12 protein-coding genes are annotated in these 14,147 nt (G+C 41.8%); all 12 read right to left on the minus strand.

The window, feature by feature from the left end:
* Window positions 1–335: 335 nt before the first annotated feature.
* The 12 genes from KO530_RS21190 to KO530_RS21245 all read right to left on the minus strand — a co-directional run bounded on the left by KO530_RS21190 (window position 336) and on the right by KO530_RS21245 (window position 14,146).
* Window positions 336–4,673 (minus strand): LamG domain-containing protein, encoded by a 4,338-nt coding sequence (locus tag KO530_RS21190; RefSeq protein WP_216050468.1) that lies wholly within the window; start codon window positions 4,671–4,673, stop codon window positions 336–338.
* A 2-nt stretch (window positions 4,674–4,675) separates the two neighbouring features.
* Window positions 4,676–5,008, minus strand: a complete 333-nt coding sequence (locus tag KO530_RS21195) for a type II secretory pathway protein (protein ID WP_216050469.1) — start codon at window positions 5,006–5,008, stop codon at window positions 4,676–4,678.
* A gap of 91 nt (window positions 5,009–5,099) precedes the next feature.
* On the minus strand, window positions 5,100–5,921 hold the full coding sequence (locus KO530_RS21200) for a prepilin-type N-terminal cleavage/methylation domain-containing protein (protein WP_216050470.1): 822 nt from the start codon (window positions 5,919–5,921) through the stop codon (window positions 5,100–5,102).
* A complete protein-coding gene (locus KO530_RS21205) occupies window positions 5,921–6,526 on the minus strand; it encodes a type IV pilus modification PilV family protein (protein ID WP_216050471.1) in 606 nt (201 codons plus the stop codon). Before KO530_RS21205 ends, KO530_RS21200 begins: the two co-directional genes overlap by 1 nt.
* Complete coding sequence (locus tag KO530_RS21210) at window positions 6,513–7,046, minus strand: prepilin-type cleavage/methylation domain-containing protein (protein ID WP_303502213.1); 534 nt, start codon at window positions 7,044–7,046, stop codon at window positions 6,513–6,515. Before KO530_RS21210 ends, KO530_RS21205 begins: the two co-directional genes overlap by 14 nt.
* 42 nt (window positions 7,047–7,088) lie before the next feature.
* Window positions 7,089–7,601 carry a prepilin-type N-terminal cleavage/methylation domain-containing protein gene (locus KO530_RS21215; RefSeq protein ID WP_216050472.1) on the minus strand — a complete coding sequence of 171 codons (513 nt, stop codon included), beginning with the start codon at window positions 7,599–7,601 and terminating at the stop codon, window positions 7,089–7,091.
* A 121-nt stretch (window positions 7,602–7,722) separates the two neighbouring features.
* Complete coding sequence (locus tag KO530_RS21220) at window positions 7,723–8,364, minus strand: prepilin-type N-terminal cleavage/methylation domain-containing protein (RefSeq protein WP_436792314.1); 642 nt, start codon at window positions 8,362–8,364, stop codon at window positions 7,723–7,725.
* A 113-nt stretch (window positions 8,365–8,477) separates the two neighbouring features.
* On the minus strand, window positions 8,478–9,008 hold the full coding sequence (locus KO530_RS21225) for a hypothetical protein (protein ID WP_216050473.1): 531 nt from the start codon (window positions 9,006–9,008) through the stop codon (window positions 8,478–8,480).
* Window positions 9,009–9,038: 30 nt separating this feature from the next.
* Window positions 9,039–10,268 (minus strand): type II secretion system F family protein, encoded by a 1,230-nt coding sequence (locus KO530_RS21230; protein WP_216050474.1) that lies wholly within the window; start codon window positions 10,266–10,268, stop codon window positions 9,039–9,041.
* The gene (locus KO530_RS21235; protein WP_216050475.1) at window positions 10,255–12,036 is read right to left on the minus strand and encodes a GspE/PulE family protein; all 1,782 of its coding nucleotides are present in this window, start codon (window positions 12,034–12,036) and stop codon (window positions 10,255–10,257) included. Before KO530_RS21235 ends, KO530_RS21230 begins: the two co-directional genes overlap by 14 nt.
* Entirely contained in the window at window positions 12,036–13,244 is a 1,209-nt protein-coding gene (locus KO530_RS21240; protein WP_216050476.1) for a tetratricopeptide repeat protein, read from the minus strand. Before KO530_RS21240 ends, KO530_RS21235 begins: the two co-directional genes overlap by 1 nt.
* Window positions 13,241–14,146, minus strand: coding sequence for an ExeA family protein (locus KO530_RS21245; protein WP_216050477.1), 906 nt, complete (start codon window positions 14,144–14,146; stop codon window positions 13,241–13,243). Before KO530_RS21245 ends, KO530_RS21240 begins: the two co-directional genes overlap by 4 nt.
* Between the last annotated feature and the right edge of the window lies 1 nt (window position 14,147).

Raw genomic sequence — 14,147 nt, forward strand, 5'->3', positions numbered from 1 at the left:
TGATCCGCTAACTTTACCAATGCACCCTTAAATCAGCAAGTAAAGAATAGACTTATACGGCGTTAACCATAAAAGAATTGTAGTTTTTAGAGGTTTAGGAGGAAATTGGGCTAATTAGCGATGAAATCGACAGGTTTTTTAGCAAGTCGAACAGGTTCATGGCCTAAAGGCCAGGCTACAAGATTGTTAATCTGTGGACGGGCGCTTTAGCCCCGCGCTCGGTCAAATCGTTTCCATGGCCTGAAGGCCATGCTACAAGATTGTTAATCTGTAGGCAGGTGCTTTAGCCCCGCGGTTGTTGAATCATTTCCATGGCCTAAAGGCCAGGCTACAGATTAATTGCCGGTTTCACGCCAATATATAATTCGATCGTTGCCACGAAATTGGCCAAAGGAGACTATCGCCGATGGATTACCAATCCCACTTTCACTGCCATTCCAATCATATTGTAAAAAATCATCCCAAGTGATTGAGCTATCACCGACGGGTAACAACTCAATCCGGTACTCACCCATTACTGAAATATCGGCATTTTCGACCGCAATACCTTCAAAACCGAGAGTCTTCCCACTTGTCATCCCAAAATCACTGGTTAGTATGCTAATTGCCGATGTAGAGCCACCGCTAGTATCAGTAATACTGAAATCACTCGCAGTTAAGGTTAGTAAGGTACAAGTATCATCGGTGTTTTGAATAAAATCAGTTCCATTAAAATACTCAGTTGAAACGGGTAGCAGAATGTTTTCTGTCTCTGGGCCAAACCCGTTATCTATAACAATCCGTCCCCAACGATATTCAGTTCCGCCAATAGCCACTAAATTAAGCATATTATTAGTATCATCCAAAGCACCAACTGAAGAGACAGCATCACAGTCATCATTTATGTCATAACTTTGATGGTAACAGACCGGCGCACTAGCATAAGTGCTGTCAGTGAAGAAACTCGGTAAAATGTTCATTTCCAAACTCGCCGAAAAAGGACCATAAGGCGTAGTTGATTTAGAATAATTTATATATGCATTATTTATTGTTAAGGCTCTGCTACCTGCAACGCCTTGATCGGTCACATCCATATCTAGAGAACCATAAAAGTTGATACTGCCAACATGTCCACTATCAGACATAATTATATAATCTTCACTCGAAGAACCTAACCACGACCATAAACTATCTAGTTGATAGTGGGTGGTAATGTTTCCTTTTGCATTCATTGCGGTCACAACGAATTGTGGAGGTGTCGCAAAAGCCGTGTTCTGACCTAAATATGTAAAACCAGATGTTACCGCACAGTTATCCGCTAACTGGGGCGAGTTTGCATTCACATCAAAATATGCGGGTATAAAGAGGCCCAAAGTAATAGGGCTGCCGCCGCCGGCAGAAGTGGAGCCTATCGTATGACCGAAATAATCTGCATCACGAATATCCAAATTAACCGTCCCATACTCAGCATAATCGGCGGTAAAACTATACACACCATTACTGCTGGCAATATTTGTATTACTGGCAGAAATGACACTTGACTTAAAGCTGCCGGTTTCAGAGGCGACAATAGTACCGCTTTGCGCATACGTCAGCACACCGCTATCACCGCTGATACTTGTTGGAAGAGCTCGCTGTAGCCACAATTCAATTTGCTGTGGCTGATAGTTAGGTAAAATCCCGTTTTCACTTCCCCGCGCTGTCACCTCTAAGCCAAACTCCCCCCCTGCTCGACTCAAAGACGTAGTTGAAGTAGATTGTATGTCTATTCTGTCAGGGTAAACCACAAATTGAGTAGACCCACTTAAGTAAGTGGCATCATCAATTTCACTTTGCACAGATAGACTTATTTGTCCCGCGTCTGCATAAGAGAAAGCCCCTAAAGAGGCGTAACCATTACTATCGAAAGTCAATGACACTGTAGCGTCTGAGCCTGAGTTAATAGTGCCACTTCCGGTTTGTACTGGCGTTAAACAGCTACTCGGGTCATCACAACTTAAATTAAAGGTCAAATCTTGGGCCCCCACAAGGGCTGCGACACATTGATTACTGCCACTGGAATCATCCGTTTGAATTGCCCGTAGTTGAGCCGAAGTAAAGTTACTCTCGGCTATCTGATCAGGGAAAGTGTCTGTTTTGCTAGCACCGATAAACTGAAAACCAGCATCACTGAAGGTTAAATCACAACTTCCACCTGAGACCCCGGTACATTCAACATTTTCATCCACCACATCTAAGGTCACAGTACCAGGATCAGGTTTACTCAAGGTTAAACTGGCTGGAGTATCCGCTAAAATAGTTACCGTTTCACCATCAGGCCAACCAGTATTAGGGCTCACCTTAACGGTAATATCTTGATCATAAAGCTCACTACAACTTTCATTAGCACAGGCTTTTATAGTGACAGGCTCAGGGTCGCAGGTTAAACCATTGCCATCATGATCAATTAGGTATTTATACACAAACGAACAAGTACTTAGGGCATCTTTGTCGAAATTCACCTCTGTGCTAGTTTGCACATAGTTATAAATACGAACTTCATCAAATTCGCCATTTGCAGAATTTTGAGTACTGCCATTGGAGAGATAGGCACTGCGATTATCACCTATGTATAAAGTGTCAAAATCGCCTATTTCAGTACTTAATCCCGATTGCGCAGTAATAGAAACACTTTGCTTAACGCCATCTAAATAGATTGCACTTGTTTTTGACTCTAAATCATAAGTTACTGCAACATGCACCCAAGTATCGGCTGCATAGGAAAGGCTCAATTTAGTTTGTGCACCAAAATTAAGGTCGTTTTCATCTTCTAGTTTAAAATCAAGCTGGCCACCGCTTAAAATCGCAAAGTAAAAGAAGCGAGAGTTACCCACATCACCTCCTACATCGGTTGATGCATCAAATAGCTGACGGGAATTGCCTGAATTCCAAGCCTCATTACTGCGATACCAAAATGAAATACTTCCTTTGTTGCCTATGACATTAACATCGATACCTGTGTCAATCCCATTAAACTGGCTGTCTAAGCTAGCACTAGCAGGTATTTCCATAGCACGACAGGCAACTTGTTCCGATGGATTAATGGGGATTGCCGCACCTAACGCCGTTGCATGATAGCCATTACTGGAGGAATCCGTGACTGTGTTGGCGCCTAGCCATTCACTTTGCTCAAATTGATATTGAGCAACTAGAATATCCGTTTCACAGGTAATACAAACACTTTCTGACTCCGTAAACAGGTTATCCACTTCCTCTTGACTCAACTGCCCTTGATATAGACGCACATCATCTATTTCACCCATAAAGTAGTCTTTCAAGTCATCGGGTGCAGATTCATTGTCACCGGTGTGAGATGCCCCAGCACCTAATATTATTGGCTCAGGGTTTCCGCCAATACCGCCTGTGTAAGTGTTAGTTGCAACTAATTGTTTATCAATATAAATTTTAATCCCAGAGCTGCCAAATGTGTACACCAAATGGTGCCATTGATTTTCAGAAATTAAGTTTGCGCTAGAGCTAAGATTGTAATTATTTGAGGTCGACTGGTGCCTGGCCTTGATGGCTCCATTTGACCCAACGTATATCGTTAAGTGTCCACCGCCGCTATCAAACCCCGTAGAATCTTTTGAAAATAGGGCTCGTCCATTAAAGTATGAATTACTTGGAGGGTCTAAATCATCAAGTCGAAACCACATGGCGATACTGCCATCGCTCAATTCAAAATTAGCATCGTGGGGAATATTGATATGTTCGCCGTTACCGGCATATTCACTGGCTTGACATAGCTTACCGTTGATATCAATGTTAGCACCGTCAATTGCGGTACCATTTTTACCAGCAACAATATCGATAACTTCGCCACTGGTGCCATCTAATGAGCAAACATCCATTGGCCAATGGGAGACTAAAACTGCGTCTAATTCTTCGCAATCTGGTTCTGTACTAGCCAAACTAAGCACTTGTGAATTTGAAAGTTTAAAGTCATAGATATAAACGTCTTCAAATTGTCCATTTGCTGAGTTACCCGTACCTTGGTTAACAATATAATTGCTGCGATTATCACCGATATAGAGAGTATCCATATCGCCAAGAAAATTGCGTAAGCTACTATCGGATCTTGTTAAAACCGTTCCAGATCCACCAGAAATTTCATAAATTTGAATCCGCTTATTTGATAAGTCCCATGTAACGGTAATGTGAACCCATTCATCTGCAGCATAGGATAACCCCGTGCGCTCGGCAGTAATATCGTAATCATTGTCGTCTTCTATGCCAAACTGTAAAGTTCCTCCCCCCAATGAGAGATAAAAATACTTATCCTGGCTAGGTGCTTGGTTTGATGCATCGAGTAACTGCCGTTTAGTTGAGTTAGACCAAGACAAATTGCTGCGATACCAAAAGGCGATACTACCGTCATTACCAACCTGATTTAAATCAACTTGCGTATCCACTGCGTCTTGCTCAGAAGAACTTGTATTGCGAGGAACATTTAATAAACGGCACGAGCCAGCTGAATACGAGACAGGTGAAACATCGCCAATTGGACTACCATGGTTGTTCTTATCAGAACTATCTAAGACAGAATCACTACCTGTCCATTCCAACTGATTAAATTGATAAAACCCTTCAATTTCATCAGCGTCAACAGCCCAGCTTGCCAACAGTAAAAAAACAACTGCATATAGAATTCTCATCTTCACTCCACAATTGCATCAACTGCCACAGTTCGACTAGCAACTATCCTTCCTGATTGGCAAATTCCAGTACTTTCAAAATGGTAGTACTGGGTGGTCTCATCTTCATATCCAGTGGTTAAGGTGCAACTTGAGACAGTGAGACAGTTCTGTAGTCCTGGCACGGAAGCGAAGGAAAACGTACTTAAGCTATCGCAACTACCAGACCCATCTTGAGTTAAAGGAAATGCGTCTTTAACATTGCGCTCCATTGATGATTGAGCAGCATGTAATGCTCTAGCACCATAAACTTCATGAATCACTGAATCTGCTGAGGCGCTTAAAAGTTTGACCATGGTTAAACCTAAAATGGCCATGACAATTATCACAAACAACGCAATTATGATCATGCTCCCGGATTGTCTTTTAGGGCTGCTTTGCGCTGATTTAAGGGACATTAGGAATATGTATCTCGTTATTAAAAACAACGAGCTCCTCATTCAATTCGAATCTTAACAGGGTAATCACAAAAGCATTGCGGGTTAAACTCGACTCTGCAATTCGAAATGGCAAATCTTGAGTTGAACCGGACAAATCATTTTGAATATTTTCCGCCATTAATACCGCTCCAACAAGAGATGTTGATTGAGTACTAGAGGTTGGATACTGTTGTTTACGATAGAGTTTATTGTCGGTAATACAAAAACTGACTGGAGCACCTGTAATATATGCTCGTGAACTGGGTGACTCAGTTTCAAATTGTTCGCTGGATGCCAAAGGTACCAACAACTTTTTAGAATCTGCCGGATCTAATTCAGGCTCGCCCCCCAACAGAAACCTACGATCAGAATCAGCATAAACGTCATCTACTGAGGTAGGATAAACGATAATGGATTGACCACTTTCATAATTATAATCATTGATGGCTGCATCGGTCGCAATCAGTTTCACTTCATCAGCAGCAGGTTCTGGCGCTACAGGTAAATCAAAATAGAAACTACTAAACAAAATGGGGGTAAATTCCAAACATTGAATTGAACTATTACCAGCTATTCGTAAGCTATTTGGAAGCGCATTATTTATTTCTAAGTTCATTCGTTGCACAGCAAAACGACCTTGGCTTAACAATTTGTCTCGCTCAACCACGTCCACATATATTTCTGTTCCGGTGCGAATAAAACCTGCGATCCCAACAGACACAACACTTAATACCACCAGCACCGTGATTAATTCAATTAATGTAAAGCCCTTATGTTTGCAGCTTGCCATTAATAATTACTCCGATACGTCGAAAACTGGAGAGTTTCACCACTTGGTGTAGTCACATTAACTAAAATCAGCTTGGATGACTGATCATTATCTGTAATGCCATCCATATCGCCGTCGTAGGTGACCAATACCGATACACTGAACCCTGCATATAAGTTTTGGCCATTCACTAACAGTATTTCACCTAATGAATTACGGATAATTGCATCGGAATAACCAGCTCCTTGCTGCAAACCATGATAATCATCTACATCATCGAAATTTGAATCGGGATAACTCCGAAACTCTGAGCTATCAGGGCCAAAGTTGCCTATCGCAGTGCAAGCAGACTCACCGGCATCATCAAAATCACCATCATCATTTAAGTCATCGTTGCAACGAGTATTGTTCTGACTATTTTCGTCATAAGCTTTTGCAGTAATTTCTCGAATAAGCGTATTAGCCAGCTCTGTGGCCCGCACTTGCATTATAGGATCAACACTTTTGCGGGCTTGAGGAAATATCAAACTGGTAATAAAGGTCAAAGCAATAGCAAAAATCACAATCCCGATAATCAGCTCTATTAAGGTAAACCCCGTTTGATTTTTAGCACTATTCACAGGCATGTATATACCCCTGTGATTCAATGCATACCGACACCGCACTTTCGCCCTGTAAGACTACTTCAATATCGTTAGCACAAAAACCACTGCCATTGTTTGCGCAACCAAATCGGTTAAACAGTATGCTACCGCCACCACTAGTGATAGTTACATTATCAGCATCCATCTCGTCTATATTAGCGACAACATATGCAGCGTCTTCGGAGGTATCTATAGTCGTCGCACAAGAAAGTGCTCTGCTGCTGTTTTTATAAACAAGTGTAGGGGGACCGAAAGAAGAGTTTGCTCCTGTAAACACGTTTACTTGGAAGCAATAACTGTCGCGAGTATCGTTCATTGCACGTTGTTGCATAGTGCGTAAAGAAGAAATGAGTCGCGCTTGGTAGGTGTATTCAGCCAAGCCCCCGCCAGTTTGGAAGCGAGGAGCTACGACTACGGTAAGAATACCAAGTATAATAATCACCACAACCAGCTCCACTATTGTGAAGCCAATTGCACTTCTAATATTTGATGATGTTCTCACCGTTATTCATCTGCAAAAACCAGTTTTACTTGGCTTTGCTGATTAACAACCAGTATCGACTACTGTAATAACAGGTGCGCTATTTGCGTTAGCCGCATCAGTGTAGATAACGTGACATTCATCGTCAGTGTAGTCTGTAGTTGCTGAACCAGGTGCAATCCCAAAAGATCCAGCATCAGGCGTAGTATCGCCTGCAGCACCAACCACAAAATTGAAGTCAGTACCAATATCCAACTGTACCCAACCGGCTAGCATTGCTTCTGTCATCAACTCAGCATCTGGGTAACCAAAGTCAGTTTGAACATCAACACCACTGACAGATACTTCTGACGTATCATCACCAGCATTGGCAACAGTTTGCTGACCAGCGATCGCTGATTTAGCATAAACCAGTTGTGCGCCACTTTGCATAGCCGCTTTCACTCCCTTGAGAGTAGATGCGGTAGCATCACTGCTTAAGTCAATAAATCTTGGTGCGGCAGTCACAGCCAAGATACCTAAGATCACAATGACTATGATCAATTCTATTAATGTAAATCCGCGTTGTTGTTGCATGGTAGTATCCTCATTTTAAATTCTATAATGTCAAAATTTCAATCTGTTTTAAACAACGATATAGCTAATATAAGTATGTTTAACTATACACAGTTATTTTTTTTAGTTATTAGGCTTTAGTTTAATTATTACTAAAAACAACAACTTGGCCAATTCTAGGGTCGTATATAAAACCGTTACCTGAATTTCTATCAGTCGGTTCTACCGTTAAATTCTTAATCGTTTGAGTCAGGTAGTAGAAACATAAGTCGTTACCACCAGAACCTTGTCCGTCACTCGAATTAGTGAAATAACGATAGTCTTCAAAAGGCAGATCATTCCAATCTGAAGAGATTGTAGGTGCACTTTGCATAATCAAATTAAACGTACTTTCACAATCTAAGTTATTAATATTGTCATCTTCACTACTAGAGTCATTACTGAGTTGTCCAGTGGGGTAGCCTGTATCTTTGTCAATTCCGACTTGCACACCATCAATCACCACAGAAGTACTATTTGTACCAAAATTTTCCTCTGGGCGTCCCTCTAATTCCCAAGCAGCTCTGACTAAACCAACACCTGTCGCAAAACCACCGGCCACGCCTTCAACAGTCGCATCTTCAGCGTCTTTAGTGATATCTAACATTCGTGGCAATGCGGTAGCTGCAAGCAACCCCAATACTATGACCACTACGACCAGTTCGATGAGGGTAAAACCTCGTTGTTTAGTTTGCATGATTAACCCACCTTTTAGCTGATTAGAGGTATTATTTGAAAAATTCATAATTGACCTCCATTTAGTACCTATTATTAATTTATATAATTAGTTTGTCACAATTTATTTTCGTAAATTATTGTATTTACGTTAATTTTCCCGAGCCCAAGTTTCATTTATCGTTAACTTTTTAAGGCGCTCACTTGTCCCGTTGCTAACTGATATTCAAAATATGGTCCAACGGATAATCTAAAACGGCATTTTGCATCATCTACGGCATCTTCAGGATCCGTATCCGAAAAATACTCTGCATATACCTTAAACCCTTCCACACTCATAGAAACATTGAGAATGGTTTGCCATAACTTGCCACAACCTTCAGTGCTAGGTGTTGCTTTAGGGTAGCCATTTAAACCCATTTCAATCGGTCGCCTATCTTTTTCAACCGCTTGGTTATCGTTATCAGGCTGCGACTCATAATGCACCAACACGATAATTCTCGGGCGACCTTCGGCCTGCCATTGCCAATGTGAGTTAGTCACACTTTGTGAAAAACGTTGTTGTAAGTTTTCCATTGCAATGTATTTCATGTCAGGCGAACTATTATTAAAGTACAGCACAAAACTAGTGAGAATAGTAATAAACACTATTAACACAACAATTTTGCCGAATAGTTGGCTGCTACTTTCTTGTCCCGCCTGATTTTTATCCAATTTCTTTCCTAATTACGCGCTTTAGGCTAACTATCTGCCTTTATACGCACCCATCATTTCCCACATTGGGGTAAAGATACCTAAAGCTAGAATTAGCACCATTACCGCCACAATTACGATTAATATAGGTTCAATTTTAGACGTTAAGCTCTTTAAATCATAATCTACTTCGCGTTCGTAATAGTCAGCTACCTCAGCTAGCAGCTCGTCAACCCGCCCGGTTTCTTCGCCAACGGTTATCATTTGCATAACCAAAGGCGTAAACAATTCACTTGAATGGGCCACTCGAGATAAACTTTCACCCTTTTCGATACTGCGCCGCATATTCAAGATTCTTTCTGACATATAGCGATTATCAACCGCATCAGCAACTAAATTTAGCGCTGCAGTAAGAGGAACACCAGACACCAACATCATCGAGAAACTACGCGCAAAACGTCCTAACAAAGTACGTTCTAGAACACCGCCAATGACCGGTAAATTCAACTTGCGCTTATCCCATTTATAGCGTCCGACATCGGTGTTTAAATACCGTCTAATGGCGTAAATCACGCCACCGATGATAAGTAGCATAAACGGCCATTTAGTTAAAAACATATCCGACATGCCGATCAAAAATCGAGTCATCAATGGAAGCTCTGCGTCGAACTTTTTAAACATGTCGGCAAATACGGGAATGACAAAGATGTTCATTACAATTAAAGCGGCAATTAATGCGAGAACCACGAAAAAGGGATAACGCATTGCTGATTTAATTTGTTTACGAGTTTCTTGCTCGCGAATTAAATAATCGGATAGCTGTAAAAATGCATCGTCCAATTTACCGGTGTTTTCCCCCACATGGACAACTGAAACAAATAATTGATTAAATATTTCAGGATGCTGATGCAATGCAGATGACAGCGTCCGTCCACGTTCCAATTGCTCAACAACGTCTTTCAACGCCATTTCCATGCGCTTCGAATTAGTTGAATCTGCTAACCCATTTACCGCACGCAATATGGGTATCCCTGCACGAGTAAGCGAATACATTTGGCGGGAAAAAATAACTAAATCTTCTAAACTAACTTTAGGGGTGAAAAAGTTAATTTCATTACTTTGTTTTTTAGTACCACTTTGCTCGGTACTTTCATAAATATTTAGCGGAGTTACGTTGCGACCAAGCAATATTTTTGCAGCGGTAGACTGATCTACAGCTTCAATTAGGCCGCTGGTTAACTCACCATTAGATGCCCGTCCAGTGTAATTAAACTGAGCCATCTACCTCACCTTCGTTATTTGTACTCTTGTGTTCTTCGTCGTGTTCTTGGTCTTGATGAGTTATACCCTCACTTTCAGCAACCATTTCCACCAACCTGAGCACTTCCTCTACAGTGGTAAAGCCTAATTTGGCATAAGACAATGCGACACTGGCTAAAGGTGAATATCCAGGACTATTTAATGCTGCATGACTGAATGCCACTGTGTCTGAGTTTTTCAACGCATCCATCATCGGCTCGGTCATCTCAAGCAATTCAAATACCCCAAGTCGACCACGGTAGCCTTTTTGATTGCAGCTTTGGCAACCAGCCCCTTTTTTAAATGTGGCCGTTTTAGCACTGGCATCGATATTCCCCAACCAAAACATTTCTTCTTCATTAGGGGTATATTCTATTTGGCAGTTATCACAAATTCGTCGTACCAATCGTTGCGCAATAATTGCTCTTAAAGAACTTGCGACCAAATACCCAGGAGCGCCCATATCCAAGAGTCGAATGGCACTGCTTATCGCGTCATTAGTGTGCAAAGTAGATAATACTAAGTGACCTGTTAAAGCACCTCGCAGGCCAATTTCAACGGTTTCTGCATCACGCATCTCCCCCACCATGATAATGTCAGGGTCTTGACGAAGGGTGGTTCTTAAGATGTTAGAAAAGGTCAGATCGATTTTGTTATTGATTTGAACCTGATTGATTCTAGGTAAACGGTATTCCACAGGATCTTCGACCGTGATGATCTTGGTATCTGGCTTATTCAGCTCACTCAATGCACCGTATAATGTCGTAGTTTTACCGGATCCGGTTGGTCCGGTAACCAAAATCATACCGTGGGGGCGTTGCAATAAAGTCCGCAATCGACGTAGCAATGGACCAGGCATACCTGTCTGTTCCAAGGTTAAAAGTCCAGCCGATTGATCGAGTAAACGCATTACCACAGATTCACCGTTTTGCACCGGCATTGTCGACAAACGAACATCAACGGTGTGGCCTTTGATGCGAACTTGCGTTCTACCATCTTGGGGTAAACGTTTTTCAGAAATATCTAACCCGGACATTAATTTTAAACGCAGCACTAGTGCCGAGGCGATATTCTTTTCTTTAATAATGGTTTCTTGCAACATGCCATCTACACGTTGGCGAATCCGTAGCAAACCTTCATCCGGTTCAATGTGGATATCCGACGCTTTAGCCTGCACCGCATCTTCAAAAATGGACTGTAACAGCCTAGCAACTGCGGTGTCTTGCTCTGATTCTAAGCCACTTGCGAAGTCAAACTCATCTTCGTTTTGATATTCTTCGGCTAGCTCTTGAGCAAATGAAGCAATCTCTTCTGTTCGTCGGTAAAAGCTATCGTAGGCTTCAAATAATTGAGCTTGGGAAACCACCGCCAGCTTTAGCGGTTTAGTCAGTAACGAAGATAGCGCATCGACAGCATTAATATCAGCCGGATCACTCATACCAACCAATAGGTGGTCGCCTTTGTCATCTAACACAATGGCACGATAACGACGAGCTTGCACTTCTGGTAGTAGCTTCACACTTTCAGGCTGCACCCGGTATTCAGGTATGCTTATTAGCGGTACTTTTAAATGCTGGGATAGAAAAGTCAGTAGGTTATGTTCAGAAACAAACCCTTGCTCAACCAGCACAGCACCTAGCTTTCTACCGGACTCACGCTGAGCTGATAACGCTTGCATGAGTTGCTCTTCGGTTATAATGTTGTTTTGAACCAACAAGTCTCCGAGACGTATTTTAGCTTTAGGCTGCATTATTTAACCTCTGCCAAATAGCGTATTCTTTGCTCAACAAATTCTTCAACCTCAACGGACATTTGGGATAATTGTTTAACATGTCGATAGGCTTCTAAAGCCTCACTCATATTACCTAGTCGCTCTTCTACCACAGCCAAACCAAGCCACCATTTTGCATTCGCTGACTGGCTTTTAGCTAGCTGTTGATAATCCAGTTTCGCCTGTTCAAACTTATTCGCTTTTTGCGCCAATGTTGCTCGATAAGCTACGTAGTCGGGCGCTTGAAAAGCAGATACAGTGTGTGCCATTAGCAACTCGAACCCTTGCACAGGTTTTTTTAGCTGGTCGTATAATCTCGCCTGCATAATTCGCAGTTCTAAATTTCCAGGATATAAATCAATGCCTTTTTGCAGCGTTTTATCAGCTTTGTCATGATTCCCCTGAGCAAATAACATCGACGCCAATCGTTTTCTGGCAGTAGTATTCTCAGGCGTTACCTCAACAAGTTTCTCCAGTAAGTTTATTGCAGTTCGATCATCCCCTCGTTTAAGGGCGATTTGAACTTGTTGCTTTAACTGTTCTTTATCAATTGCAGTGTCGCTAGATTTCATTTCGAAGACACCGTCGACAGTGTCTAGATTCTCTAATTTCTCAGACTCCTGCGGTTTTGATGCAGACTTCATTTTTGTCAATTTTTGCTCAACATCGGCTATCGACACAGATTCTATTTGGGTACTTTGCTGATCGTCTTCTACTCGCTGAACAATTGCATTATTTGCAGACTGCAGCAATTCATTATCTTCAACCTGCACGTTTGCTTGAAGGTTACCAGTGCTTTGAAGCTGCCCTTCAATAACATCTTCATTATCCAGTTGATTGAGCTGTTCTAACTGATTGCCAAGCTGTAATTCAGGATTCGTTGAATCCATCAATCTCTCTGCGTCATGAACAACGTTTGCTTGCTGATCTTGCTTCTCAAGAGGCTGTTCTTGGATATTTTTTTCAGTCTCGGCCGCAATCTCAACAACGTCTTGCGACTGGCTCTTTTGCATAAACAAATTGTCTTTAAACAACCAAATAGCAAAAGCAACTATCAATATCGCGATTAAAATATAGATGGATGCCAACGTCTTTTTCTTTTCGTTTGAAGGGCGATAATCAGCTGACAATTCAGGGTCAGCCTTACGCTCTTCCAGATCTTGTAGCATTTTATTAACGACACTCATAACAGCCAACTTTCATAAGCAAATGTTGCCGCTAGCGCTAATAAAATCAAACCGGCAATAATCAAGATTAGACGTAGATGTTTGTTTGGCAGCAGCGCCGCTTCCGTATCGTTAATAGCTAAACGAATGTGTTCAAGGGATACTTCTTTTTTGCCTTCACCGTAGGCCAACATCAATGCTTTATGGCACAAGACATTGACAATTCTTGGTGTTCCTTTACTGGCCTTAAACAAGCGTTCACAGCACTTTTTGCTGAATAACTCTTGGCCTTTATATCCGGCTACAGCCATGCGATGACGCACGTATTGGAATACTTGATCAGCATCCATCAAGCGCAAATTGTATGAGAATGTAATACGCTGTTTTAGCTGACGTAGTTCAGGTAACGCTAGTTTTTGATCTAATTCAGGTTGGCCAAACAAGACCACTTGCAATAACTTTCTAGACTCAGTCTCTAGATTGGTCATTAACCTTAACGCTTCAATACTCTCCATTGGTAAAGCCTGAGCTTCATCAATAATCAATACTACCCCTTTGTTTTGTTGGTGTATGTGAATGAGGCGTTGTTGAATACGGTGAGTAAACTCTTGCTGATCAGAGTGATCCGTCAAAGCAACATTAAGTTCACTGGCCACTGATCTGCGCAGTTCAGCAGGGCTTAGAAATGGATTGGGAATGTAGGCAGTAACAAAATCACCTGGCAATTCATTTAACAGCTTACGGCATATCAAGGTTTTTCCGGTTCCCACTTCGCCTGTTACTTTGATAAAACCTTCGCCGGTTTTAAGCGCAGTAACTAACACAGCTAGCGCTTCTTTGTGACTCGGTAAGCCAAAGAAGTAACTGGTGTTAGGCGTTAATGTGAACGGTAATTCCTTTATACCGTAATGGTACAGGTACATA

The sequence above is a fragment of the Aliiglaciecola lipolytica genome (assembly GCF_018860635.1).
GTDB lineage: Bacteria > Pseudomonadota > Gammaproteobacteria > Enterobacterales > Alteromonadaceae > Aliiglaciecola > Aliiglaciecola lipolytica_A.

Excerpts from the sequence above, each read along its gene's own strand:
- KO530_RS21200 (WP_216050470.1), bottom strand. The coding sequence starts at position 5,921 with ATGGCAAGCTGCAAACATAAGGGCTTTACATTAATTGAATTAATCACG.
- KO530_RS21205 (WP_216050471.1), bottom strand. The coding sequence starts at position 6,526 with ATGCCTGTGAATAGTGCTAAAAATCAAACGGGGTTTACCTTAATAGAG.
- KO530_RS21230 (WP_216050474.1), bottom strand. The coding sequence starts at position 10,268 with ATGGCTCAGTTTAATTACACTGGACGGGCATCTAATGGTGAGTTAACC.
- KO530_RS21235 (WP_216050475.1), bottom strand. The coding sequence starts at position 12,036 with ATGCAGCCTAAAGCTAAAATACGTCTCGGAGACTTGTTGGTTCAAAAC.
- KO530_RS21220 (WP_436792314.1), bottom strand. The coding sequence starts at position 8,364 with ATGAATTTTTCAAATAATACCTCTAATCAGCTAAAAGGTGGGTTAATC.
- KO530_RS21245 (WP_216050477.1), bottom strand. The coding sequence starts at position 14,146 with ATGTACCTGTACCATTACGGTATAAAGGAATTACCGTTCACATTAACG.
- KO530_RS21195 (WP_216050469.1), bottom strand. The coding sequence starts at position 5,008 with ATGGTCAAACTTTTAAGCGCCTCAGCAGATTCAGTGATTCATGAAGTT.
- KO530_RS21190 (WP_216050468.1), bottom strand. The coding sequence starts at position 4,673 with ATGAGAATTCTATATGCAGTTGTTTTTTTACTGTTGGCAAGCTGGGCT.
- KO530_RS21215 (WP_216050472.1), bottom strand. The coding sequence starts at position 7,601 with ATGCAACAACAACGCGGATTTACATTAATAGAATTGATCATAGTCATT.
- KO530_RS21240 (WP_216050476.1), bottom strand. The coding sequence starts at position 13,244 with ATGAGTGTCGTTAATAAAATGCTACAAGATCTGGAAGAGCGTAAGGCT.